The organism is Candidatus Omnitrophota bacterium (genome assembly GCA_021735655.1).
GTDB lineage: Bacteria > Omnitrophota > Gorgyraeia > Duberdicusellales > 4484-171 > JAHKAJ01.
The window spans coordinates 215,072-240,989 of sequence record JAIPGM010000003.1 but is presented as its reverse complement, the minus strand read 5'-3'; the positions used below and the strand labels follow the sequence as shown (position 1 = coordinate 240,989).

26 protein-coding genes are annotated in these 25,918 nt (G+C 37.1%); 1 reads left to right on the top strand and 25 read right to left on the bottom strand.

The window, feature by feature from the left end; genetic code table 11:
• The 6 genes from K9L86_03935 to K9L86_03910 are packed head-to-tail and all read right to left on the bottom strand — an operon-like array spanning window position 1 to window position 5,225.
• Window positions 1–219 (bottom strand): DUF167 domain-containing protein, encoded by a 219-nt coding sequence (locus tag K9L86_03935; GenBank protein MCF7908006.1) that lies wholly within the window; start codon window positions 217–219, stop codon window positions 1–3.
• Window positions 134–1,150 carry a DNA recombination protein RmuC gene (locus tag K9L86_03930; GenBank protein MCF7908005.1) on the bottom strand — a complete coding sequence of 339 codons (1,017 nt, stop codon included), beginning with the start codon at window positions 1,148–1,150 and terminating at the stop codon, window positions 134–136. Before K9L86_03930 ends, K9L86_03935 begins: the two co-directional genes overlap by 86 nt.
• A gap of 7 nt (window positions 1,151–1,157) precedes the next feature.
• Entirely contained in the window at window positions 1,158–1,721 is a 564-nt protein-coding gene (locus tag K9L86_03925; protein MCF7908004.1) for a hypothetical protein, read from the bottom strand.
• A complete protein-coding gene (locus K9L86_03920) occupies window positions 1,706–2,338 on the bottom strand; it encodes a phosphopantothenoylcysteine decarboxylase (GenBank protein ID MCF7908003.1) in 633 nt (210 codons plus the stop codon). Before K9L86_03920 ends, K9L86_03925 begins: the two co-directional genes overlap by 16 nt.
• Window positions 2,335–3,369 carry a pyruvate kinase gene (gene pyk / locus K9L86_03915; protein MCF7908002.1) on the bottom strand — a complete coding sequence of 345 codons (1,035 nt, stop codon included), beginning with the start codon at window positions 3,367–3,369 and terminating at the stop codon, window positions 2,335–2,337. The genes K9L86_03920 and pyk overlap by 4 nt, the downstream gene beginning before the upstream one ends.
• A complete protein-coding gene (locus K9L86_03910) occupies window positions 3,366–5,225 on the bottom strand; it encodes an amino acid permease (GenBank protein ID MCF7908001.1) in 1,860 nt (619 codons plus the stop codon). Before K9L86_03910 ends, pyk begins: the two co-directional genes overlap by 4 nt.
• A gap of 125 nt (window positions 5,226–5,350) precedes the next feature.
• Here K9L86_03910 and rpsU point away from each other — a divergent pair, with 125 nt between their 5' ends.
• The gene (gene rpsU / locus K9L86_03905) at window positions 5,351–5,506 is read left to right on the top strand and encodes a 30S ribosomal protein S21 (protein ID MCF7908000.1); all 156 of its coding nucleotides are present in this window, start codon (window positions 5,351–5,353) and stop codon (window positions 5,504–5,506) included.
• Between the two features lie 12 nt (window positions 5,507–5,518).
• Here the strand turns inward: rpsU and K9L86_03900 are convergent, their stop codons facing one another.
• The 19 genes from K9L86_03900 to K9L86_03810 all read right to left on the bottom strand — a co-directional run bounded on the left by K9L86_03900 (window position 5,519) and on the right by K9L86_03810 (window position 25,876).
• A complete protein-coding gene (locus tag K9L86_03900) occupies window positions 5,519–8,332 on the bottom strand; it encodes a PD-(D/E)XK nuclease family protein (GenBank protein ID MCF7907999.1) in 2,814 nt (937 codons plus the stop codon).
• A gap of 13 nt (window positions 8,333–8,345) precedes the next feature.
• Entirely contained in the window at window positions 8,346–11,498 is a 3,153-nt protein-coding gene (locus tag K9L86_03895) for a UvrD-helicase domain-containing protein (protein MCF7907998.1), read from the bottom strand.
• A 39-nt stretch (window positions 11,499–11,537) separates the two neighbouring features.
• Window positions 11,538–11,888, bottom strand: a complete 351-nt coding sequence (locus K9L86_03890; GenBank protein MCF7907997.1) for a hypothetical protein — start codon at window positions 11,886–11,888, stop codon at window positions 11,538–11,540.
• 75 nt (window positions 11,889–11,963) lie between these two features.
• Complete coding sequence (locus K9L86_03885; protein MCF7907996.1) at window positions 11,964–12,641, bottom strand: hypothetical protein; 678 nt, start codon at window positions 12,639–12,641, stop codon at window positions 11,964–11,966.
• Between the two features lie 5 nt (window positions 12,642–12,646).
• The gene (locus K9L86_03880; GenBank protein MCF7907995.1) at window positions 12,647–13,225 is read right to left on the bottom strand and encodes a nitroreductase family protein; all 579 of its coding nucleotides are present in this window, start codon (window positions 13,223–13,225) and stop codon (window positions 12,647–12,649) included.
• Window positions 13,226–14,305: a bifunctional diaminohydroxyphosphoribosylaminopyrimidine deaminase/5-amino-6-(5-phosphoribosylamino)uracil reductase RibD gene (ribD, locus tag K9L86_03875; GenBank protein MCF7907994.1), complete on the bottom strand. Its 1,080-nt coding sequence runs from the start codon at window positions 14,303–14,305 to the stop codon at window positions 13,226–13,228.
• Between the two features lie 9 nt (window positions 14,306–14,314).
• Window positions 14,315–15,163 (bottom strand): PHP domain-containing protein, encoded by an 849-nt coding sequence (locus tag K9L86_03870; protein MCF7907993.1) that lies wholly within the window; start codon window positions 15,161–15,163, stop codon window positions 14,315–14,317.
• Complete coding sequence (gene nusB / locus K9L86_03865; protein ID MCF7907992.1) at window positions 15,150–15,569, bottom strand: transcription antitermination factor NusB; 420 nt, start codon at window positions 15,567–15,569, stop codon at window positions 15,150–15,152. The genes K9L86_03870 and nusB overlap by 14 nt, the downstream gene beginning before the upstream one ends.
• 23 nt (window positions 15,570–15,592) lie before the next feature.
• Window positions 15,593–16,051, bottom strand: a complete 459-nt coding sequence (gene ribE / locus K9L86_03860; protein MCF7907991.1) for a 6,7-dimethyl-8-ribityllumazine synthase — start codon at window positions 16,049–16,051, stop codon at window positions 15,593–15,595.
• A gap of 12 nt (window positions 16,052–16,063) precedes the next feature.
• Window positions 16,064–17,251, bottom strand: a complete 1,188-nt coding sequence (locus K9L86_03855; GenBank protein MCF7907990.1) for a bifunctional 3,4-dihydroxy-2-butanone-4-phosphate synthase/GTP cyclohydrolase II — start codon at window positions 17,249–17,251, stop codon at window positions 16,064–16,066.
• Between the two features lie 111 nt (window positions 17,252–17,362).
• Window positions 17,363–17,773, bottom strand: coding sequence for a 30S ribosomal protein S9 (gene rpsI / locus K9L86_03850; GenBank protein MCF7907989.1), 411 nt, complete (start codon window positions 17,771–17,773; stop codon window positions 17,363–17,365).
• Window positions 17,774–17,775: 2 nt separating this feature from the next.
• Window positions 17,776–18,201: a 50S ribosomal protein L13 gene (rplM, locus tag K9L86_03845; GenBank protein ID MCF7907988.1), complete on the bottom strand. Its 426-nt coding sequence runs from the start codon at window positions 18,199–18,201 to the stop codon at window positions 17,776–17,778.
• Window positions 18,202–18,279: 78 nt separating this feature from the next.
• Complete coding sequence (hisA, locus tag K9L86_03840; GenBank protein MCF7907987.1) at window positions 18,280–18,990, bottom strand: 1-(5-phosphoribosyl)-5-[(5-phosphoribosylamino)methylideneamino]imidazole-4-carboxamide isomerase; 711 nt, start codon at window positions 18,988–18,990, stop codon at window positions 18,280–18,282.
• On the bottom strand, window positions 18,987–19,586 hold the full coding sequence (gene hisH / locus K9L86_03835) for an imidazole glycerol phosphate synthase subunit HisH (GenBank protein ID MCF7907986.1): 600 nt from the start codon (window positions 19,584–19,586) through the stop codon (window positions 18,987–18,989). The genes hisA and hisH overlap by 4 nt, the downstream gene beginning before the upstream one ends.
• Window positions 19,587–19,601: 15 nt before the next feature.
• On the bottom strand, window positions 19,602–20,219 hold the full coding sequence (locus K9L86_03830; GenBank protein ID MCF7907985.1) for an imidazoleglycerol-phosphate dehydratase: 618 nt from the start codon (window positions 20,217–20,219) through the stop codon (window positions 19,602–19,604).
• Between the two features lie 9 nt (window positions 20,220–20,228).
• A complete protein-coding gene (gene hisD, locus K9L86_03825; protein MCF7907984.1) occupies window positions 20,229–21,449 on the bottom strand; it encodes a histidinol dehydrogenase in 1,221 nt (406 codons plus the stop codon).
• Entirely contained in the window at window positions 21,446–24,001 is a 2,556-nt protein-coding gene (alaS, locus tag K9L86_03820) for an alanine--tRNA ligase (protein MCF7907983.1), read from the bottom strand. Before alaS ends, hisD begins: the two co-directional genes overlap by 4 nt.
• Entirely contained in the window at window positions 23,988–24,467 is a 480-nt protein-coding gene (locus tag K9L86_03815) for a RecX family transcriptional regulator (protein ID MCF7907982.1), read from the bottom strand. The genes alaS and K9L86_03815 overlap by 14 nt, the downstream gene beginning before the upstream one ends.
• Window positions 24,464–25,876, bottom strand: coding sequence for a Do family serine endopeptidase (locus K9L86_03810; GenBank protein MCF7907981.1), 1,413 nt, complete (start codon window positions 25,874–25,876; stop codon window positions 24,464–24,466). Before K9L86_03810 ends, K9L86_03815 begins: the two co-directional genes overlap by 4 nt.
• Window positions 25,877–25,918 lie beyond the last annotated feature (42 nt).

The window sequence follows — 25,918 nt, the reverse complement described above, 5'->3', positions numbered from 1 at the left end:
TTAAAAATTAATCTCAACTATCTTATCTCTTTGCTTCTGACCCTTCACTATAGAAATTTGATATTTCTTTACTTGAAAATGTTCAGCCAAAAGTTCAAACAACTTTTTATTAGCCCTGCCTTCAATTGCCGGCTCATTGAGATACACTTTCAGGACTTCTTTGTCTTGGGTGATCCTGGTCTTCTTGGCTTTTGGAATCACTCTCACTTTTATTCTCATCAGAATCACTCCCAATTAAACTTAACTTTGAAGAAATATTCTCTGCCTTCTTTGCTACATCATCATATTTTAAGGAAGCGCTGCGGATATGCGTCCCTAAAATGTTGTACTCCCTTATAAAATTCGAAACATCTTTATCTAAACGCTTTAAACTATCATAAATCTGCTTTGCTCTTTTTTCTATCTTCATTGCCTGAAAACCAATAAAAATAGTCTTTAGGTACGCATAAAGCGTATTCGGACCAACCACAAACACCTTCTTCTGATGAGCAAACTCTAAAAGTTGGGTTTCGGTAACAATAAAATAATAAACTGCCTCTGAAGGTACGTACATTAAAGCAAAGTCAGTTGTTCCTTCGTCAGGATAGATATAACCTGCTGTTTCGCTGATTCGTTTTTTTATACTATCGATACAAGACTTACGCTGGCGCTTTTTATCAGCTTCTTCGGCATCTAGATAATTCTTAAAAGCCTCAAGCGAAAATTTAGCATCAATCGGTACAAGATTTGAAGGAAGTTTAATTACAAAATCAACCTTCTTTCCGTCTTTAAATCCATATTGAGCAACCACTACCTCACCAGGCAAAATGTCGCGAAGCAAGTTCTCTAAAATACTTTCACCCAATTCTCCACGGCTTTTAGTCGGCTTTAGGATATCATGAAAAGACTTGGTGAGTTGAAGAATTTCTCGACTCTCTCGGTCTAAGCCGCCGATTTTTTCATAAAGCTTGGTTAATTCTTCGGATACCGCCCGATGAGAACTAAGAGCATTGTCCTGGGTCTGGATAATATTTTTAGTAAGCTCCTCTCGCAAAGAGTCTAACTTGCCATGAAGAAGAATATCTTCCTTGTCCTTACCTAATTTAAAAATAAGGATAATCAGAATTATTACAAGTACGGCAAGTATAGTAAAAAGAAGGTAAATTGACATCGTCAAACTATTTCCTAAGGAGAGATTTTGTTTTCTTGTAGATTTCAACCACTTCAGGCATTCGGCCTTCTCCGTAAGCGCCACAGGCAAGTTCGCCTCTCTCCGACTCAAGAGCTATGTACTTTTTTAGACCTTTAAGCTTGGCAACGTTATCCTGAATAATTGGATTCTTCCACATAAATTCATTCATTGCCGGAGCCAGCAAAACTTTTACATCTTTAGGTAAGGCGCAAATAACCGTAGTCAAAAGATTATCGCAAATACCGCAAGCTACTTTAGAAAGGGTATTAGCTGAGAGTGGTGCAACTACACAAATATCAGCCCATTGGGCAAGACTTATATGTTTAACATTCTCCTCTTTAGTTAAATTAAACATATCAATATAAACCGAGTTTCTGGAAAGCTCCTGAAAAACCAATGGAGTAACAAATTTAGTTGCCGAATTAGTCATCATTACCTTAACTGAAAAACCACCCTTAATGAAAAGGCGTACCAGCTCACAGGTTTTATAAGATGATATCCCTCCGCAAACACCAATCAGAATATTGCTATTTTTTAGACCTTTTTCCATGATTGTTTTATTATAATCCGATTCAAAGTATCAGCAAGGGCTTTTTTAGATCCGATATTAATCACTTTTTTCTTATCATTAATTAAGAAAGCCTTATAACCTAAGTCCATATCGGTTAGACTATTAGCAACCACAAAATCACTTTTATTGCTTTTTAGACTTTTATAGGCCTTCTCCTTTAAACCTTTACGATTGGCTTCTAATTTAAATTGGATTAATAGTGCTTCCTTGGCTAGTTTTCTAATTGTCTTAACGATCTTCTCAGCCGGCACCAGTTTTAATATTAGGTTGCTCCTGCCCGATGGAATCTTGCCTTTTTTAGGGACCCTTAACTGATAATCACTCACTGCAGCCATGTGAATTATAGCGTCATAATTTTTCTTTCGTAAAATTTGATAAACTTTACTTTTAAATTCATCAAAATAACGATAATAAACTGAAGTGATATCACTTATCTTGCCGGTACAATGAGGGTTTATCAAAAGAGTGACTGAATGACCTTTTTTCTTTAGTTCTCGGGCTAAATAAAGCCCGCTCTTACCAGTAAAGCAATTCGTAAAGATCCGCACCTCATCAACCTTAACCCAGGTTGCTCCGGCTGTTATTAATATCCTCATTTCAATAAATCCTTTAACTTTCTCTGATAGCTCTCAGTGTTCTTAATTACCTTATTCATCATATCTACTACTCTCTGAGGATGCCGGCCAACTGCCGTTTCAGCCGATAGAAGAAGATGAGTCGCACCATCAAGAATAGCATTAGTTACATCACTTACCTCAGCCCGAGTCGGTAACGCTTGGTCAGTCATACTGTCCAGCATTTGAGTCGCCACAACTACCGGCTTATTCTTAGAATGGCACTTCTTAACAATCTCTTTCTGAATGGTGGGGACTTTATAGATTGGAACACAAATACCAAGATCGCCACGAGCAACGATTATTCCATCAGCTTCGTTAATAATTTCATCTAAATTAACCAAAGCAATTCTACTTTCAACCTTAGCATAAAACTTACATTTTGGATGCTTCGGTAAAACTATATTTTTAAGTAACTTTAAATCTTTAGCTGAACTCACAAAAGATTGAGCAATATAATCAAATTTCTGAGCTATGGCTACTTTTACATCCTTTTTATCTTTATCGGTAAGCGCCTCAAACTCTAATTTTGCCTCAGGGATATTTATCCCCTTTGAATCCCTTAATTGACCTTCGGTAACTACTCGAGTTTTTAGGCACTTTTTTTCAACTGACAAAACTCTCAGAGTTATCCGACCATCATCAATATGGATTAAAAATCCTTTTTTAATGCGTCTCAACGAACCTTTATAGTCAAAAGACACTTCTCCTCTATCTCCCAGAATATCTTCCTGAGTTAAGTAAAGTTTTTCACCTTTTTTTAAATAAAATTGCTCTTTTAACTTACCGACTCGCAGACGATAACCCTCTAAATCCTGCATTATCTTAACTGCCCGATGCAATTTTTTATTAAGCATACGGACGATCTTCACTCGTTGTAAATGTTCTTGATGGTTACCGTGTGAAAAATTAAGCCGTACTATATCAAGACCACTCAGGTACATTTTTCTCAGAACAGCCTCGGTATTACTCGCCGGGCCTAGGGTAGCAATGATTTTTGTTTTAGGTATCATATATCTCGTTTGCGGGTTGAAGATAAAACTAACATTCGTAACGATTCACCATCTTTCATTCGCATCCAATCCTTATGAAAGTTATGTCCTTGAACAATCTGAGCAATTGCCATAAGTGATCTAAGATGAAAATTTCGCTCATCCTTTGAACCAGCCAAAACAAATACAATATGAACCGGATCTTTCTCATGTGAAAAAGCTAGGCCCTCTTTTGAACGAACAATAACTATCTCAAACTTATTCTTCCCCTCAACAACGATATGCGGCAAAGCCAAGCCCTTTTCAATTACTGTGGTTGACTGTTCTTCTCGCTCAATAAGTAAATCTTTAACGATTTTCTTATCGATATCTAATCTCTGATGCAAAGCCTCTGAAATCAAAGAAAGAAAACCATCCCTAGTTATATCTTTATCTAAGTCTAGAACTAAACATTTCTCAATCAAATGATCAAAACGATCCTTAATAACATTATCCCGCTTATGAAGAATTTCTTTTAACTCATCTTCCAAAGATATATCTACGAACTCCTTAGCAGTTACCCGCTCAACAATATGCATCAGGGCAGATTGGCGCTTAATCTTTCGCGATGAAAAACCAAACCAAATTAAACTCACACCGATAAAACCAGCACTTATCGCCAAAGGTATTATGCCCATTTTAAAAATTAAAAATCCGTATGCAAAAATGGCAAATATTTGCATCCAGGGATAAAACGGCGAACGGAAATTAGGCCGATAGTTTATCAAGCGACTTTGACGCATTATAATTACCGAAAGATTATCAAAAATAAAAAGAATAATCATCAAAGTTGAGGCAGTCTTAACTAAATTTTCTAAATCCAAAAAAAGTATCAAAAAAAGCATAAACAAGCCGGTAAAAATTATCGAAACATAAGGAGTATTGAACTTTTTTGAAACTAAAGAAAATTTAGAAGGAAGCAAGCTGTCTTTAGCCATGGCATAAGGCACCCGAGCAGAAGACAAAATACCGGCATTAGCAGTAGTAATAAAGGCCGCCAGCGCAGCCAGAGAAATAACTATACCAAAGGTTATTCCGCCAATTTTAATCGCCCCATGAGTTAAGGGGGTAAAAGTTGAAGTTAATTCTCCCGATGAAAGCAAGCCAATTGTCACTGCTACAGATAAAACATAGATCACTTGAACCACCAAGAAAGATAAAAACATACCAACCGGAATAGTTCGCGAAGGATCTTTAGTTTCCTCGGCAATTGAAGCTACCTTAGTAAGACCTCCATAAGAAACAAAAACTAAACCGACTACCGAAAAAAACGGCCAAACACCTTTAGACATAAAAGGACGAAAGTTATCATAATTTATGTTTTTTATCCCAAAAACTATATAAGAAACGCAAATCGTAAGTAAAAAGAAAACTAAAACGTTCTGTAACCGTGCACTCAAGCGCACACTGAATATATTTACTAAAACAAAAACTATACAGAAAGAAGCCGCAATCAGCTTAATGAAAAAGTAAAGTTGAGGACTGCTCGCTGAAGGCAAAAAATATTCTAAAAATACACCGATACCGATTAGAGCAAAAGCACTCTTCAAGCTAAGTGAAAACCAACTGGCTAACCCGCCGAAAATACCTAAAAGTGGGCCAAAGCTTCTCTCGATGAAAAAATAGGTGCCTCCGGACTTGGGCATAGCTGTAAGAAGCTCAGATTTACTAAAAATGGAAGGAATCATTAAAAGACCGGCAACAAGATAAGCTAAAATTATCGAAGGCCCACTATAGCGATAGGCAATAGCTGGTAGGACAAAAAGGCCTGATGAGATCATCGCCCCGGTAGCAATACAGAAAATATCCTTTAAATTAAGCTTTTTATCTTTAACCATTGATAAAAATCATACCACAATTAAGCCTAAGGATAAAGGCCAAAATTGCCCCTTTTTTAACCCCAATATTTTTTCTTTGAAAAATATGATAATTATGGTATAACATTCGAAACCAGGAGGAATCAATGGCTGAAGTACAAATTAACAAAAATGAAGATTTTGAAAGAGCTTTGCGCGGTTTTCGGGCTCAATGTAAAAAAGAAGGGATTGTTAAGAAGTTCCGAGAACGACAATATTTCATAAAACCATCCCAAAAGCGACGCACAAAAAAGAAAAAATAATCCCCCCTCGCCCTAGACGCAAAACCATCTAAAAGGACAAAAGGAACATTTCCTTTCCTCCTTCTCAGGCAAAAAGTCAATCTTAGAGTCAAACAGCTCATCGAATACTGTAGCTAAAGCCCTTAAGCAAATTTCTAATACCCTCTCTCGCTGTGAGTAGTCACTTTCAGCAATAAAACTTTTGCGCTCTAAACTACGCAAATTATAAATTTGAGCATTAATACTTTTATTAGGAAATTCCTGTAAAGTAAAATAATAATAAAGCGGAAGCTGAAATGATCTTATGCACTCTTTTATCGAATCTCGACTCATCTCCATCTTTTGAAGAACTTTAAGTTTCTTAGGTGAAAAATCTGCTCCGCCAGTCTTATAATCAATGATTACCAGGCTATCATCTCCTAGCTGGTCGATCCTATCTACCGTGTAGTTAAATTCTAAAGAGTAGTTATCTAAACTCAACCGCCCAACCCGCCTCTCCTCTAAGCAAATAATCTTTTTAACCGAACGCTCCTTTTCATTGTCAAGAAATCGCTCAAGGCGGTTTTTAATTATTCGCGCAAGTAAAAAAGAATCAGATTTCATGCGCGGCGCAAGTTCATTTTCAAACTTAACATCCATCTTCTTAAAAAAGTAATCTCTGAAGCTTTGATTAATCAACGGTTGGCGGCCCTTAAACTTCTTAAAGGTTTCCTCAAGAAGCTCATGAATAAAAGTTCCAATGTGAGAGCTCTGCGGCTCATCAAGCACATCTTCCTGCTCTTTTAAGCCCAAAACATATTGATAGTAAAACTTTAACGGACAGCTAAGGTAAGTATTGAGCCGACTAGCAGAATATTTCTCCTTTTTTAAAAATTCAATTACCGGAACTGTTTTCTTAATCACAGTCTGTTTTAAGCTAGTAGCAATAGAAAATGAAACACCGGAAACGGTTGCCGCCGAAAGATTTCCTTTTTCTTTTTGAATTCTCCAAAATATTTCTTCAACAAACCGACTCTTTTCTTTTTCCTGACTTTTTTCATATATCAAATCAGCAACCTTGGCCGAAGCAATCAGCGAACTAAACTGATATCTTTGAATTTCTTCTTCCTTTTCGAGACGACTTAAACCTAAATTAAGCATAACTTCACGCGGGATTAAAGGCTCATAAATCTTCAATTTAGGTAAGACCCCTTCATTAAGATCAAGAACAATAACATTTTCAAAACTTAAAGAACGTGTCTCAAAAAGGCCTAACACCTGGGTTCCCTTTAACGGAGAGCCAATAAATGATATCTTTTCATATTCAAGCTTTTGCTCAAAAATCTCCCAAATCTGGCTGCTAGAAAATATTTGATCTTTAAATGACAGACTTTTAAACTCATCAATTAAATTTTGAAGTTTTTCAATAACCTTTAGGTTTAAAGAAAATTTATCCAGCGCACTATTTTCAACAAGGAATCCTAAAACCTTTTTAAAATTATCAGCAAAATCAAAAAAAGTACCATTCTCTTTCCAAATTGAAAAAAATAACTGATGAAGCTTAAGCAACACCCGTCTACATTCGGCCTCCTCAACGTTAATATTGATACTTTTAAGCGTCTGGACAGCCAAGGAATAAATTTTTGCCTCATGTTCTATATCTGAAAGAGATAAAAATAAACTACCACCAATTGTACTAGTTTCACTACCCTGCAACAACTCCTCTAACTTATGTACAATAATCCGAGTTATTACTGGATCGCTAGAAATCTTCAAATTTTTAACTAACGGGTGCCTAATTAAATTTAGGTAATCTCGGGTGTATACTTTTGAGTCTTTTTTACTTTCTTGGACTTTTCGTAGAAGATGGAGCAAAACAAACAGCGAGCTACGCTTCAGAGGATACCCCATCGAAACATTACATGCACCAATTGAAGGAGCGACCTCAGTAAGTAAAGGAATCAAAGTCTCAGTTTTAGGTAAAACAATTACTGTATTTTCTTTGTTCTTAACTTTCTTAAACGCATGATGAGCAAGAACTACTTCTGAATGCATATCAAAACCCTGATAAAAATTTAAATTCGGACGGCTTACCTCTTTAGAATTCGGCTCGATAGTCACTTCGAGTTCAGTTGCAGTTTTATTTAATACCGACCACTCACGGCTTGAACCTTGAAAAATAAAAAAACCCTTGCCGCTAGCCTTAACTTCCTTCATAATTTCCATTTCAGTACTGTGCAGATAAAAAAAGTTACAAAATACTACTGCTTTAAACTCTTCTAATTGCTTCTTTTTTATCTGAAGAGATGCCTCTAAATACATGCCTCCCCGTGAATAAAACTTATTCTCATCTAAAATTTTATGATAGCTATAACGTATTTGGGCGATGTTTTCAAGAAGCTTATTGATGCTAGCTGGCACATCATATCCAATCTCAGCGCTGCTAGCTATCCCTTTAAGCTTCTGATTAGAAATATTTTCCAAATCAAGTTGTTCGATAAAAGAATTAATCTCTCTAGCCCAAGGTAAAAATTCAGCGAAACCCTTTCTTTTCTTAAGTAAGCTCGGTGAATACTTAGCAACAATATTGTAAACACAATAAGCCGCCTCAAGATCACCGATCGGCCTCTTAGCTGATGCACCCAAAGAATATTCCACAAACTCATCAATCGTAAAAATAGTCGGTGGATAAAAAGGCTTTTTTATTTTCTCGCTAAGAGCCCGCCGCAAAAATAAACTTGGCCGCTTGCCGCCAAAAACACAAGCAATATTGCTAAAATCAGTGGTATCCTTGAAATTATCAAGGATAAAATCGGCTAGTCTTTCAATAAAATTATCACTTAAATTTAAACTTACGACTTTTTCCATAACTATTATTAAATTAAAATTTTACTTCTTCTAAAGAAAAATCGTCTAAATACACGATAAACCCTTTAAGTTTCTTTTTAGAATAGATACCGGAAAATATCTCTAAATATTCCTTAACCTGCTCTCTGTCTTTATCCATTTGGCTGCTTGTGCTCTTATAGTCAATGATGGTGATATCTTTTTCACCAATGATCAACCGATCAACTCTTTTTAAATCACCATACTTGTTAACCACTTCTTTTTCACAATAAACCTTAGCTTCGCCAGAATAAAATATATCTTTAAATCTTTCATCTTCCACCAATTTAATAAGTTTATTCTTATATTGAGCAAAGTTATCGATATTAGGATAATCTCTTTTGACAATAGCAATAGCCTCATCAACCGCTAAGCTTTTGTCTCTAACTGAGTAATTTTTAATTTGGGCAAGCAAAGCGTGGATTACTTTTCCTTCCAATATTTTCTCCCGATTAATAACTTCTGACTTAGGAGTCTTTTTTTCACCAAGAACATCTATCCAATTTCGATAATCCTGGCCCTGAGTCTCGATCATTGGCTGAGTGATATCTTTTTTTAAATCCGAATATTCCTTCTGGACGCCAAGCTTAGTTAAATCCTTAGGAATAAAAAACGAAGCCTTATTAGAGCTTGGGCCACTCTTATTAGGAATAAAAATATATAACTCATGTTTAGGCCGAGTTAAGGCTACATAGATATTATTCAACTCATCAATACAGGCCTTCTTGTAATTTTGAGCATAAATCTTATTTAATTTCTTAGAAAAAAGACGGTGAGTTTTTGTAATTCTCACTAAACCTAAATCTTGATTCTCATTGCCAGGCAAAACATAAGAATTCGTTCCTTTAGCGCCGGTTTCTGGGCTTATCTCGATCCTAAAAAAAGGAATAATCACTACCGGGAATTCCAACCCCTTGGACTTATGAACAGTAAGAACTTTAACCGAATCGCTATGGGTGATAGTAACATATAGATCTTCGGAAGCTGCACTCTCTAAATAATCTAAAAACTCCCCAATCCCAACGTATTCATCTTCTCTCTGTTTAACTAACTCAAAAAACTTCATAAAAAAAGCCTGCTGCTTAGAAAAATTAGCAAACAGGCTAAAACGATTATAAATACTCGAAAGCAACTCATAAACTGAAATAAACCCAACACTCTGAAAAAAATCTTCAAAGTACTGCTTCCAAATTTTCGGATACTGCTTGGCAAACTTACGATAAAAAGAAATACCTCCACTTCCCTTCCGCTTAGAATGAAGCTCAAAAATAAACTGGCTGATTTGCTCTCGGGATACCCCACTAGCTTTAATAAATATTTCTCCAAGAATAAAACCGACAAAACTCAAATCGTCAATCGGAGAATTCAGAAATTTTAAAAGACAGATAACTTCCTTGATTAAAGAATTCTCAATGACGTTAAGAGTTTTTTCCGACTCAACTGGAATCTTTTCTGAAAGTAACCAAGAACTTATTAGCTCTACTTCAGAGTTGTTGCGGGTAAGTATTGCAATATCTTCATAGCGGAAACGCTCGCTTAAGCTCTTAAGTAAGCCTATAATCTTAGGCTGCATAATTTCATTTCGCTCGGATTGATTCTTCTCATCCAAATGCTCAACAGACACATAACCCATGCAATTTTTGTCCCTACCTTTCTGAAAGGCATCTTTAAACACATCTGCAATTTCGCTACAACCACCGGAATCACCAGAAAGTGCCTCATTTATTCCAGAAAGCTCTAAAGCCTTAGCTAAGTTATCCTTTGAAAATATCCTGTTGTTAAAATCAATGATTGCTTTTTGGCTGCGCCAATTGTTGGTAAGTTGAGTCGGGATAACATTATATCGTGAAAATTTACCTTTAATTTCATCAAAAAGACCGGACTCGCCACCACGAAAACGATAGATAGCCTGCTTTTTATCCCCAACATAAAATAAAGAACCACCAGTTGACAAAGCCTCATCAATCATCGGCTCTAGATTACGCCACTGCAAAATACTGGTATCCTGAAATTCATCAATCAGGTAGTGTCTGAATCTAGTAGCTAAACGATAATAAGCTTCGGCGACAGTTAAGCCCTCCTGATCAAAAAGTAAACGCGCCTTATGATTAAGCTCTTCTAAAAATAATACGTCTTCTTTTTTAGATATAACCTGAAAAAACTCTAATAGCTTATGAAAAAGAGCTACGTAAGGATTGTAAGCAACCGTCGCGTCAAGCTCGATGAGCTCAACTAACTGCCCATGGATACTCCTCCACCTTTTAATAAAGTCTTCCGGAGCGACTTTTTCCTTATTCATCAGTGGATTAGACTTAGTTAAACTTTGGGGAATGTCAGCGATATCAAATATATTTTCTGACTTATCAACAAAACCAACGATAGACCTAAACGCATTAGCATTGATGCCTTCCGGCAAGGTAAGTGAAAGCTCGACAATCTTTTGATAAATATGTCGTTTCATTTTAATTACATCCAAACCTTTGCCCTTGTAGACCTGAAAAAGACCACCAAACTTATTACTTAAAGTGAACAAAGAATGCATTAAACTTAGAATATCCTCCTTGGGAAACCAACCTTTTCGGTTTTCAACAAATAAATAGTGATCTAAAAACTCCTCAAGAAGCTTTAAGATTACTCGATTACTTGAAGCTTGGTCAATAACTAAATCAAGACAAAAGGCCAAATGATGTCGGTAATCACGCTTAATCTTAAAGGAGCTTGAACGGTCAATGTTTAAAGCGCAACCTAAAAGAAGGGCATTGATAAAACTATCAATAGTTTTAACTTGAAAAAAATTATAATGGCGAACTATCCTATCAACAATATCATGAGCGATCAGCTTAGCCTTTTCCTGATCTAAGCCTAACAAGTTTAGAATATCTTCTCTTTCGGCTTGACTCAAAAAACCATCTAGGGCTATTTTTTTAAGCAGATCAAGAATTCGTTCCTTCATCTCAATAGTTGCTTTATTGGTAAAAGTAATAGCTAAAATCGAGCGTAATGATAGAGGCTCTTTAATAAGCTTAGGGCTAGCGATAAGTTCGAGATACCTTTTGGCTAAAGCAAAGGTTTTGCCTGATCCGGCAGAGGCTTCAACTACTACGACCTGAGGGAATTTATCGAGGCCTAGATCCTTTTTCGAATTCATTAATTTAGAATTTATTTAGACAAGAAAGTTTGATCAAAGCTATCTAGAAGGCCGATCTTGCAATCTCTTAAAATAATACGTGGCGAATGTTGTTTCTTTTGAGGGTTCAACGTCTATTAACTCTCCACCGCAAAAATACCCGCTTTCCGGATCGATAAACTCTGACCAAGCTACCACTAATTTAAGCTGGATTGAATCAAGCTCTTCAGGGATAAAATAATCAATAAGCAAGACTTGCCCTGTCTTCCACTCGGTATCACTAGAAAAGCATATCCCCATAGGTGATATATCTTTAGCCTTGCCCTTATGGACCTTGCCAACCTCAGAAAGTGGACGAATCTCTACAAAATCACCAACATTTAACCTTAGAATGCGTCTTTTATTTTCCATAGAAAATCATTATAGCAAAAAACAAAAAAACTTAAATTCTTATTTTTTTCATTTTATTTTCATATAACATAAAAATCAGCCGCCATTATCATAAAGGGTCTTCTTCGCTTCTCTCAAAATCACCTTTCTGGTCTGAGTTTCCAAATTGATACCACGGCTAAAGGCAATTTTAGATACATCAATAATAATATCGCTTAATAGATCTTTTGAAGCCTTATTGCCTTTCAAAGCCTTGACCTTATCTTTTAACTTAAGATGTAATTTTAGAAACTGATTTTTATTTAACTTCTTTCCAGTTAAATAAGTACACTCTTTTAAAAAAATATTAGCTAAAAGTAAAGAAGGCGCAGCTTGAGGCAACCGGTCTTTTATCGATTTTCGCTTTTTTTTCTTAGCCTTAGCCTTGACCCAATGATCCAAGACCTCCTCTTTCGTATTTAGCCTCTTGCTGCTAAAAACATGAGGATGGCGAGAAATTAATTTATTATTAATTTTCTTAAATACTTTCTTAAGATCAAACTTATTGTTATCGTAACGAAACATCTCGGTGATTACAATCAAAATTAGAAAAATATCCCCTAACTCTTCTTCAACAGTCTTAGCCTGATTTCGATCGATGCCGTCAATAAGTTCATAGACCTCCTCTAAAAGATAGCCTTTCATATCTTTAACTTTTTGAGCTCTATCCCAAGGACACCCTTTAGGTGAACGCAAAATTCGCACTGTTTTCAAAAGTTGATCAAACTCTTTCATAAAATTTAATTAAAATAGATAATATCTTTAAGGGGGCGTTTAGGAACGTGCAGACGACCTTTTTTATCTAACCAATATTTTACTTTTTTTGCATCCGTTTCCAATTTAGGGTATTCTGCCGGATAGCCACAGGCAACTAGAGAGTCTATCTTAAATTTTAAAGGGATTTTTAACGCTTTTCTCAAAGCCACTCTATCAAGAGCAGCAATCCAACAACTAGCAATACCCTCGGCAAGAAGAGACAGAATAATGTTTTCAACTGCTGCGCCCACGTCTCGGGAATCAGGTTGCTTTGACTTTAATTTATTAACCAAGATAAAAATATAACAGGTTGGTCGCTTACCTTGAGGTGGAATTCTTTTTGGATGCAAATATCCGGCCCAACGAGTATGCGGAAACACTTTTTCTAAATTTCTAGAGCCAGTTACAACCAGATATTCTAAATACTGCAGGTTTGCCGCAGAAGGAGCCAAGCGTCCGGCATTAACTGCTTGCTTAAGTATCTTAAGCGAAACCTTCTTTTGCTTAAAAAGTCTGGTTGAGCGCCGGCTAATAATTAAACCATGAAAGGCTTTACTCTTCATCTAATATTTCGGATATCCTGAAATTATTATATCTTGCTTAACCCTTTCTATCCTTACATCTTTTAAGCCTGGGGCGTCTTTAAGCGCAGCAAAACCTTTAGCGCCAATTGAGCTGAGTGCGTCCTTACCGCCAATTATCTTAGGTGCAATAAAGAAAAATACCTTATCAATTAACTTATGATCAAAAAAGTTACCGATCGTTCTTGAACCGCCCTCAACAAAAACTGACATTATCCCTAAGCTATATAGTGATTTCAGAATCTTTTTAATTGGAATTAACCCAGCTTTATCTCTCTTAATAGTTAAAACCGTTACCAGGCCAGGAAGTTTTTTCAACTTAACTTTATCGCCTGAAGCAGTAATAATAATAGTTTTAGTTGGGTTATGTTTTAAAATGTGGGCTTTCGGGTTAATCTTTAAACTAGGGTCGATAACCACCCTAAATGGCACCCTCTTTAATCCGGCTAACACAGGATTATCTTTCAAAACCGTATTAACTCCGACTAAAACCGAATCGTATTTATCCCGCAAAGCTTTAGACATTTTGCGTGAATCTTGACCGGTAATCCATTTAGAAATACCTTTTCTAGTTGCAATTTTTCCGTCCAGGCTCTGAGCAACCTTTGCAACCACAAAAGGCATCGATTTTATACTGTTTTTAAAAAATACCTCATTGAGTTTAGAAGCTTGACTCTTCAATAACCCAACCGAAGTCTTAACCCCGGCTTTTTTTAATTTTCTTATCGACTTACCATTAACCTTTTGGGTAGGATCCTTAGTCGCGATAACTACTCTCCTAAACTTCATTTTAATTATCCTATCAACACAAGGCGGAGTTTTTCCAAAATGAGAACAAGGCTCTAAATTAACATAAAGAGTTGCCCCTCGGCAGGACGAAAGACTAATCTTATTTATTGCTTCGATTTCAGCATGGGCCAAGCCGGATTTTTTATGATAACCTTGAGATACTATCTTATCCTTCTTAACAATAACTGCCCCGACCAAAGGATTAGGCGAAGTAAAACCTTCTCCCTGCTTAGCCAACAAAAGCGCACGCTCCATGTAGTAGCTGTCTAACATCGAATCTTTTTAAGTTTTTAAAGCTTCTCGACGGGCCTTCATTTCTTCAACCCACTGATAAGGAATAGTTATTTTGCCAATTTTGGTAAACTGCTTATAACTGCCATGGGCGTCAGAACCACCGCTCCTAAGAAGACCAAGCTTCTTTACCAAATTACCGTACATCAATTTTTTAGCCGGAGACATGCTCGAATAAGCCACCTCTAAGCCGTCTATGCCTAAAGAAAGAAACTCTTCAACCCAATCCTGCCTAGTTATTATATGCGGATGAGCCAAGAAGGAAAGTCCTTGATGCTTTTTAATTAGATTAACTGCATCAGCTACCGAATGCTTAAAGCGAGCCCGATAAGCTGGCTTGCCCGGCGAAAGATATTTTCGAAAAGCTTCATACAAAGATGAAACTATTCCTTTATTCAAAAGATATAATGCTAGATGCAAACGAGTTGGTACTATATCGCCAACCATTGACATTAACTCTTTTGGGTCTACCTTTAAGCCTAAGGAAGCTAAAACCTCAGTCATTTCAATGAGTCGATTACGCCGCGATATTTTAACCTCATCCAACTCTTTACGAAACTCTAAGTTATCAGAATCAACAAAATAGCCTAGAATGTGAACCTCAACATCTTTGTGTTGAGCGCTTAACTCAAAAGCTTCAATCAGCTCAATGTCATATTTCTTACTATTAATTCGAGCTTCAGGAATGCCTTCGCATGTATCATGATCAGTTATAGCAATGCAACGAAGGCCTTTTTCTTTAGCCTGCTTAAAAATATCCTCTACTTCTAAGTCACTATCAGAAAACTTAGAATGAATATGTAAATCGCAGCGATCATTGCTAACTCTATTTATCAACATTCTTGCCCTCGGCTTTATATATTTTATCTACCATGCCATTAACAAATCGCGGCGAATCTAAATCACCGAAACGCTTGGCAAGCTCAATTGCCTCGTTGATGGTTACCTTGGGTGGAATATCGTCTAAAAACAATAATTCAAAACAAGCTAAACGCAAAATATTACGATCAATAACTGCCATTCTGCTAATTTCCCAGTTCTTAACATACTTTTTTATCAAAAAATTAATTTGGTCCATATTTTTATGCACACCTTCAACCAACAAAGAAAAAAAATCAATAACTTCTTGTTTTTGGGGATATTGTTCTGAATAATTCTTGAGGGCGTCTGATGGGGAAATTTTTGACAGCTCTATTTGGTAGAGAAGACTTAGGGCAATCTCCCGGGATTTTGTTCGTAAACGCATTTTAAAAAATCAAATATCGAAAATTAAATTTGCAAATAAATGTCTGCCATCTCTAGAGCACTTAAGGCAGCATCGCGACCTTTGTTGCCTTGCTTAGTGCCAGAGCGCTCAACTGCCTGCTCAACTGTATCAGCGGTGATTACTCCGAAGACTACTGGAACTTTTTTATCTTGAGCAAAACGAGCAACTCCTTTAGAAACTTCAGAAGCAATATAATCAAAATGGGGAGTTTCACCTCTAATTACCGCCCCCAAAGCAATAACCGCATCAAACTTCTTTGTTTCCAACTTGCTCAATACCTGTGGTATCTCAAAAGCTCCCGGTGTCCAAATAACCGAAATACTGCCATCGGCTACGCCTGACTTCTTTAAAGCGTCAACACATCCGGCAAGCAACTGATTACTGATAAATTCGTTAAATCGGGAAACAATGATGGCGATTTTTTTTCCTTTACCGGAGAAACTGCCTCTTATTTCTTTCATAGCTACCTCCTCTTACAATATATGGTCCAATTTATTCTTCTTAGTTTTAAGATAACGTTCACTTTCTGGATGTGCGACACTTTTTATCGGCACCCGCTCAGTAATTTCTAAACCATACCCCTGGAGACCGATTATTTTCTTAGGATTATTAGTTAAAAGTTTTATTTTCCTAACCCCTAATTCTACCAAAATCTGGGCTCCGATTCCATAATCTCTAAGATCGGAAGCAAAGCCTAAGCTCTGATTTGCCTCGACAGTATCAAGGCCTTTCTCCTGTAAATGGTAAGCTTTCATCTTAGCTTTTAAACCAATTCCTCTTCCTTCCTGACGCATATAAAGAAGGACCCCACCGCAATCAGCAATCATTTTCATCGACTGATGAAGTTGATTACCACAATCACAACGGTGCGAAGTAAGAATATCTCCAGTAAGACACTCTGAATGCACACGTACTAAAACCGATTTTTCACTTATCGTTCCTTTAACTAAAGCTAAGTGCTCAGATCCATCAAGTAAAGATTCGTAAAGAAAAAGTTTAAACTGTCCGTAATCGGTAGGCAAATTGACTTCCGTAACTAACTTTACTAGTTTTTCTTTCTTGCTGCGATACTTAATTAACGAAGCAATGGTACATATCTTTAACCCGTGCTTTTTGGCAAACTTTATCAAACCCGGAAGCCTAGCCATTGAACCATCTTCCTTTATTATTTCACAAATTACTCCAGCCGGGTAAACCCCTGCCAACTTAGCTAAATCTACAGCAGCTTCAGTATGCCCAGTTCTTGTCAGTACTCCACCGTCTTTAGCCTCTAGAGGAAATAGATGGCCTGGTTTTGTAAAATCGCTTGGTTTACTTTCAGGGTTAATTAAAACTGAAATAGTCCTTGAACGATCAAAGGCTGAAATACCAGTAGTAACTCCAGTAGCAGCATCTACTGAAACTCGCCAAGCTGTTTTGAAAGGATCTCGGGAAGGCTTATGATGCATTGGCTCTAAATCAAGAGCTTCGATTCGCGAACGCTCCATCGGAACGCAAACTAAACCCCGAGCCTCCTTAATCATAAAATTAATCGCCTCAGGAGTAGCGAATTCAGCAGCAACTACTAAATCCCCCTCATTTTCTCGAGCCTCATCGTCGACTACGATTACTGGCTTTCCGACTAAAATATCAGCTAAAATATCTTCAATTGAACTAAACATAATAAAATAAATTAACCCAAATAGCTAGAATTGTCAAGGCATTTCAGGCCTAAACAATTAACCCAATCAAATAGTTTTACTGGAATTAAGACTTGAAAGTAACTGTAAAAGTTACCGTTTCGTCCACTGAAATCTTTTGCGGGCGCCTTTACGGCCGTATTTCTTGCGTTCTTTGGCGCGAGGATCACGGGTAAGAAGATCTTCCCTTCGCAATAAACTACGAAGTTCTGGATTCCATTCAACCATACAACGAGCTATACCTAAGCTTACAGCTCCAGCCTGGCCGCTAAGGCCTCCCCCACTAACATTAGCGAAAACATCCATTTTACCTTCAGACTCAGTTACAATTAATGTTTTCCTAACCTGCATTCTATTATCAACTGTAGAAAAGTAAGCCTCAAAATCTCTACCATTAATCACTAATTTACCTTTTCCTTGAGGAAAAACACGTACCCGAGCGATAGCTTTTTTCCTTCGGCCAGTGGCAGCGAAATTTTCTTTTTCTTTTATTTTTGCTTTCATAATTAAATATTAATTGACTCCGGTTTCTGAGCCTGCTGATTATGCTCAGCCTCAGCATATATTTTTAAAGATTTCATCATTTCTCTGCCACGGTTATTCTTGGGAACCATGCCCTTTACCGCCAGATACATTACCCGAGTAGGATTTTTCTTCATTAACTCTTTTAAAGTTAAATCCTTGCGACCACTAGGATATCCTGAATAACGATCATAGCTCTTAGTTTCAGCCTTATTAGCAGTAAGTCTTGCATGCCTTGCGTTAATCACAACGACCCGATCACCACAAATAGAATTTGGTGTATAAGTCGCCTTATTTTTACCTTGCAAAACTATGGCTATACGCGTAGCTAGACGGCCTAAGACCTTATCCTTGGCGTCAATAACTACCCACCTTCTCTCTTTAGGGTTGAAAAACTTAGTCTTTTTCATATTTTTCTTGAAATTCTTAAGAGCCTTTTATATCATATTTGATAATATTGTCAACAGCTAAATTGCAAACCGACAGAATTACTCACCAAGGGCTTCAGTCAGGGTAAATTTACCTTCATAGAGAGCCTTGCCAACTATAACCCCCCAAATGAAAGGGGCACGTTTCTTCAACAACCTTAAATCATCTAAAGAAGCTACTCCTCCGGAAGCTATAATTTTCATATCGCTAAACATATCTAGCTTAGTTATCTGATCGAAGTCAAGGCCTTCCAAAGTTCCATCGCGACAAACATCGGTATAAATGACCCAGCTTATACCTTTAAGCTGCAGGTAAGCTACAAAATCTAAACCGCTGAAATCAGTCTTTTCCTTCCAGCCATCAATTGCCAAACAAGAATTAAAAACATCTACGCCAATAGCAAACTTCTCTTTACCTAAAGATTTTAAAACCTCATTAAGAAAGTCCTCGTCTAAAGCTTTGGTTCCAATAATTACCCTTTCAACGCCTAAGGACAAAAGCTGTTTAGCCTTCTTAATATCACGTATGCCACCACCAACCTGAACCTCGATGTCAACTTCAGCAATGATATCCTTTATTACCTCTAAGTTATCACCTTCACCAAGAGCAGCCGAAAGATCAACTAAGTGAAGAAGCTCTGCACCCTCAGCTTCCCATTTTTTGGCAATCTCTACAGGATTATCGCTGTAAACCTTAGAATATTTTATATCCCCTTTTATAAGGCGGACAACCTTTCCTTGATATAAATCGATAGCCGGTATTACAATCATTGTTTTAAAAAGTTATCGAAAAGCTTAAGGCCTAATCTTTGACTTTTCTCAGCGTGGAATTGAACTGCCCAGATATTTTCAACACTTATGCTTGAAACAAATTCAACCCCATAATCAGTAGTAGTTGCAACTATTTTCTTATCTTTTGGTTCACAATAGTAGGAGTGAACAAAGTAAAGAAAACTTCTGTCTTTAACCCCTTTAAACATAGTTGGCTTTTTAATATTTATCTGATTCCAACCCATATGAGGAATACGCAAACTCTTATCTTTAAACTTCTTAACCTTTCCTTTAATAACTCCTAGACCCTTTAGTCCCGGGGCTTCCTGGCTTTCCTCAAATAATATCTGCATACCTAAACAGATACCGAAAAAAGGAGCGCCTTCGGCTATCTTTTTCTTAATTACCGAAATCAAACCTCGCTTTTTAAGCTCTTTCATCGCCTGAGCAAAATGACCAACACCAGGAAAAATTATCTTCTCAGCCTTAGCTATTACTTCCTTAGAATCAGTAACTATAGCCGGTTTTCCTAAAAGCCTACAAGCGTTAGCTACGCTTTTTAAATTACCCATTCCGTAATCAACAACTACTATCATAATTTTAATTACTAATTAATCAATTATTCCTTTTGTCGAAGGAATGCCTTTGCGGCGTGGATCAATCTGGGTAGCTTGATCTAGAGCCTTGCCCATCGCTTTAAAAAGAGCTTCCAGAATGTGATGAAGATCACCTTCTCCTGACTTTATGTTATAGACCAGGCTCAATCCCCCATGCTGAGTAAAAGCTTCTAAAAACTCTTCGGCATGTTTAGCGGTAAAGCTAGTATCATCGAAGGTCCCACTATCTAAAATTGTATCGACACCAACTTTATTGGCCGCGGTAATTTCTCTATGTAAAGATGGCCTACCCGATATGTCAACATTAGCTTCAACCACCACTTTATCCATGGTTGCTGAAAAGCTACCGTACCGATTGATACCACTTTTATCACCCAAAGCTTCCTTGAAGGCCTTACCTAAAGCTATGCCAATATCTTCAATTATATGATGCTGAAGATCGCCTTCAGCCGCTAAATCTAAATCAAACAAACCGTGAAAGGCAAAAAGGGTCAATAAATGATTGAGCGGCTCAAAACTAGTATTTAGCTTGGTTTTGCCTTCCCCATCAACAACAAAATTACCCTTTATGTCCACTTCATTAGTCTTTCTTTTTATTTGGGCTTTTCTCATCTGATCTCCTTATGCTTGAAGCCTCTTCTTAACACTTTCAATGTGTTTATTCATCCCCTCCAATCCGGCTATTTTCTCTAAAACTTCTACCTCTTCCTGCAAGGCCTTTTTAGTGTAATTTATCACATGGACTTCTTTCAAAAAATCCTTCACTGAAAGACAAGAGAAAAAACGCGCGCTTCCACCGGTGGGGAGAACGTGACTTGGCCCAGCCGTATAGTCTCCTAAAGCCACCGGAGTATAATCTCCTAAAAATATTGCGCCGGCGTTTTTAATTTTTTTCAATAGGGCTGCCGGCTTCTTAGTTAAAATTTCTAAATGTTCAGGAGCGATCCGATTAACCACTTGGCAACCAGCTTCAAGGTTCCTAACTCTTAAAGCTAAGCCAGGAGTTTTCCTTTTCCTAACTTCACGAATAATTCTCCTAGAATTAGTAATTAAAATACCTGATCCATTATAATGCTCAATTTGTGACTCTAAATCAGCAATAATATATTCTACATTGGCATCCTTAGAGGCTAAAATAACTACTTCCGAAGGACCGGCCAACATATCAATACCGACCTTGCCGAAAACCTGACGCTTAGCTTCAGTCACAAATTCATTACCCGGACCAACAATTTTATCAACCTTTTTAATTGTTTTAGTTCCGTAAGCCAAGGCACCTACTGCTTGAGCGCCACCAATACGATAAATTTCCTTTATTTTAAGCAAAGATGCCATCGCCAGAATGAAAGGATTCAGGCTCTTATCTTTTCCTGGTGGCGAGGCTAAGACTATTTCTTTTACTCCAGCAACTATAGCTGGGATAACTGCCATATAGACCGATGAAACTAAAGGAGCGGTTCCGGCTGGAACATACACGCCGACACGTTCAAGTGGCACATAACGGCTGGTAAGCGTTTTACCGTTTGCGTTTCTTACTCTGGTTGTTTTAGGAATCTGGTGTTTATAGAATTTAGTTACGTTATCTATGGCTACCTTAAAAGCCGAGATAAGTTTTGAATCTAACTCATTAAAGGCTGCGCTTATCTCCGATTCGCTTATCCTGAGTTCGCGATGAGATATCTTTACCTTATCGAACTTCTTGGTAAATTCAACTAAGGCAATATCACCACTATCGCTAACGCTCTTTATAATCTTAGCAACCTTCTCGTTAATTTTGTTTTTTCTTAGCCTTTTCTTGCTAAGTATTTTTTCTAAACTGTCTAAATTTCTTACTACTCTCATAATTTTATAAATTGGTTAAGAACCTCTTTTAATTGGTCTAAGAATCCATCACTCCAGTTAGCTACTGATCCTTGGACTATTTTATCACTTCCACCGCCTCTTAGGGATAATTTTTCTCCAAACTCAGAAATTAGTTTTCGGCAACTAAAGCCCTTATTAACTAGATCATCGCCAGCTGAGCAAATAAAAATATCCTTGCCCTCAACTCTTCTAACTAAGAATATAACTGCCAATTTTATTTTTTTCTTTAAGCTATCTGACAATTTAAGCATAACTTCCTTCTCTTCCTTAATCGTAAGGGGACTCTCTTGACTGTAAACATATAGAAGATTTACTCCCTTTATAATTTCTGGAGTCTTTAATAAAAGTTCTTCCTTTCCTTGATTGAATTTTTGAGTAATTTTTCCCCGATCCGGCTTCTTCGACTCTTCAGAACGCTTTTTTAGCTCTTCCTCTGTTTTTTGACGAACCTCTATGACTAGCTGAGCCTGTTTAGCTACTGAAGCCCTGATTCTTCTAATGCCGCTGCTGATTGAAGACTCCGACTCGATTTCAAAATCCTCTATTTCAGCAGTGTTATCAACATGAGTCCCGCCGCAAAGCTCTTTGCTATAATCAGAAATCGAAACTACCCTTACCTTGTCCTGATACTTATCCTTAAAAAAAGCTAAGGCTCCTTCTTCTTTGGCCTGCTTAAAGCTAAGTTCTTTCTTCTCAACCTTAGCCCGGCCTTTGATAAACTCTTTAACTAAGGCGGTAATCTTGGCCTTCTCTTCTTCAGTTAACTTATTAAAATGAGTAAAATCAAAACGAAATTTATCTTCATCAACTAATGAGCCTTGCTGAACAACGTGATCGCCCAAAACTCTACGTAAAGCAGCCTGCAAAAGATGAGTTGCCGTATGCGAACGAGCTAAAGCCTTTCTTCTTTTGGTATCGACAACGGCCAAACAAGCTCCTTTTTCTATGTTCCCCTTAATGATTGTACCTTTATGGACAATTGCTTCATTAACTTTAAAAACTTGTTCTACTTGAAACTCACCTTGATCTGACTTAATAATACCTTTGTCTGAAAGTTGGCCACCAGCTTCAGGATAAAAAGGAGTTTTATCTAAAACAACCAAGGTCTCATCACCTAAAAATACCTTCTCTATTGAAACTTTAATTTCATTAAGTTCATAGCCAACAAACTTAGTTTTCTCGGTTAAGCTTAACTTTCCTTTTTTAAATATATTTTCATCAAACATACTCTTTTTCCGAGAACGTTCTTGTTGTTGCTTTAGTAAATCATTAAACCCTTTTTCATCTACCCCCAAACTGGCTTCCTTAGCTATCTCCTTAGTAAGCTCAAGCGGTAATCCATAAGTATCATAAAAACGAAATAGGTCTTCGGATTTTATTGTTTTTTTATTTTCTTTGTTTAAAGCTTTAACTAGTAACGAGATCTGATACTGTCCATCGTTAAGAGTTGCCAAAAATTTTTCCTCTTCGGCCCGGATAACTTTAGCAATGGCTTCTCTTTTCTTATCTAGTTCAGGATAAACATCTTTCATTACCTCAACAACATAGTCAGACAAACTATAAAGAAAAGGCTCTTTTTTAGCCAAAAGATGTGCAGACCAAAGAGCTTTACGAATTATTTTTCTAATTACATATCCCCTATCTTCATTTGAAGGATATATTCCGTCAGAAATAGAAAAGGTTGCTGCTCGAACATGATCAACTATAGCGTATATTAACCCAAGTGTTGCCTTATCTTGCTTTTCTGTAGCAATCAGCTGTCTAGCTTGACTAACTATCGGCGCTAAAATATCAATTTCAAAGTTAGAGTTTTTACCCTGCAAAACGCAAGCCATCCTTTCAAGGCCCATACCAGTATCAATGTTATTCTGAGGCAAAGGTTCTAATTTATTTTTTCCTGTTCGATTAAACTGCGTAAAAACTAAATTCCAAACTTCAACAAACCGGCCGCAACTACAATCGGGGTTACAGCCTTTTTTTCTACAGCCAACTTCTTCCCCTTGATCAAAAAAAATCTCTGAACACGGGCCGCAAGGTCCATCAGGACCTAGGCTAGGAGCATTTGCCGGCCAAAAGTTGCTGTCCTCTCCTAATTTAACAATTTTGTTTTTAGGAATCCCTATTTGATCCTTCCAAATCTTATAGGCCTCGACATCATCTTTATATACCGAAACCCATAAATCTTTCTCCTTTAGTTTTGCTTTTTTAGTAATAAACTCCCAAGCATAGACTATAGCTTCTTTCTTGAAATAATCACCGAAAGAAAAATTACCAAGCATCTCAAAAAAAGTATGGTGATAGGCAGTTTTACCAACATTCTCTAAGTCACCAGTACGCAAGCACTTCTGACAAGATGTAGCTGTTTTTATATCTTTCTTTTCACCCAAAAAGTAAGGCTTAAACTGATTCATTCCGGCTGAAGTAAAAAGTAATGACTGATCATCGGGAACTAAAGTATCAGATGTAAAGAACTTATGCCCCTTAGCTTTAAAAAAATCTAAAAATGCATTTCTTAATTCAACAGTTTTCAAAATTAGTTACTCCTAAACCATCAATTATCCTGCTAACCTCAGAATAATTAAACCCTCTTGATAAAACCAGCCGCATCACTTTCTGTGATATTTTTTTCGAAGAAAGTGGCGGTTTTTGCTTCTTAAGACAAGTTACTCTTTCCTCTACTATTTGACTTAACTTATTATTGAAAGCAGTGTTTAAAGTTGGTGTGGGCTTTCGCAAATCATAAGAAACGCCTAACTGTTTAAGACGAAAATCTACTTTTCGTGGACCCCATCCTTTTTCGATTGCGCTCAAAATAAACAATCTTGCGAATTCTTTATCATCAATATAATTATTCTTCTCTAAATACTGAACCGTCTGCTTGACTACTGATCCACTATACTTCTTCTCCTTAAGTCGCCGGACAAGTTCGGTCTTTGAACGAGCTCGATACTTAAGAAGTAAAAATGAATAACTGAGCGCTTGGTTAAAATCCTTCACTTACTTTTAAGAACAAAATAACCACGATTAGTTTTAACCAAACAGTTACCCTTTATTTTGGAAACCACTTCTTGGAATTCAGCTTTATTTTTTATATTCTTGTTTTCAATCTTAGTAATAACGTCACCTATCATCAAACCACTTTGGTCAGCTAAGGAATCATTCTCGATAGCTACCACAACAACGCCTTCATCAAGCTTTATTTTGAATTTTCGCTTAGTTTGTAAATCTAAATCTTCTACCGACAAACCCCTAAAAGAGGTCTTGCTCGCAGTCGAAAGCTCTACCTCTTCAACATTCTCAGGAATCTTACCAATCTTTACAGTTAAAGAAATTTTACTTCCTGAGCGAACTATTTTAATTGGCACCAGTTTACCGACCTCGGAAGAAGAAACCATCCGCGACAAATCTCTTGTAGTCTCAACCACTTTCCCGTCAAACTCAGTAATTAGATCTCCTTCGTTGAGGTTGCTTTTTTCAGCCGGAGAATCCTTGTAAACTTTTAGAATAATAACGCCCTTCTTCTCCTTAATATCAAAATAATTGCGCAAATCTTCATTTAGATTCTGTATACTAACCCCGAGCCACCCGTAGAGAATACTTTCACCCTTAAGTAGTTTATTAAGAATTCGCTTAGCTTTATCAATCGGAGTGGCAAAACCTAACCCTTGATAACCTCCGGAAGTAGTTATTATTGCTGTATTTATGCCGATGACTTCACCCTTTAAATTTACCAATGGACCACCGCTATTCCCAGGATTAATCGCAGCATCGGTTTGAATCAAATCATCAAGACTACCTTGACGGTTACCTAAAGCCGGTAAATAACGATGCAGGGCACTGACAACTCCGACAGTAACTGTCGGTTCAGGATTCTCAATGGCAAACCCAAAAGGATTACCTATGGCAACTACCCAGTTTCCGATCTTCAACTCACTTGAATCACCAAGCTTAGCCACCGGAAGATCTTTAGCTTTTATTTTTACTACCGCCAAATCACTTCTTTCATCGGATCCTTTCACTTCGGCATCAAATTCTCTTCCATCATAAAGCTTAACTTTTACCTTAGTGGCACCAGCAACAACATGAGCATTAGTAAGAATGTAACCGTCTTTATCAATAATCACTCCACTGCCTAAACCCATCCGACGGAATTCTCTATCCGGCAACGCTCCAAAAAAATCCTCAAAAAATCCCCTAAAAGGATCATCCTCAGAATCTCCAAAGGGAGACTCAAAGTAACGTCTTCCGTTGACTTTTTCTTTGACCTCGCTACTTATTGAAACTACTGATTTTCCAGTACTAGCAGCAACATCAATGGTTAATTTCTCTAAAGTCGCTACACTCTGAGCATATGTAGACAAGCTAAAAACGATAGCGATAGTTATTAAACTGATTATCTTCTTCATTTTGGCCTCCATATTCACCTGATAAAAATCAGGATTGGTTGA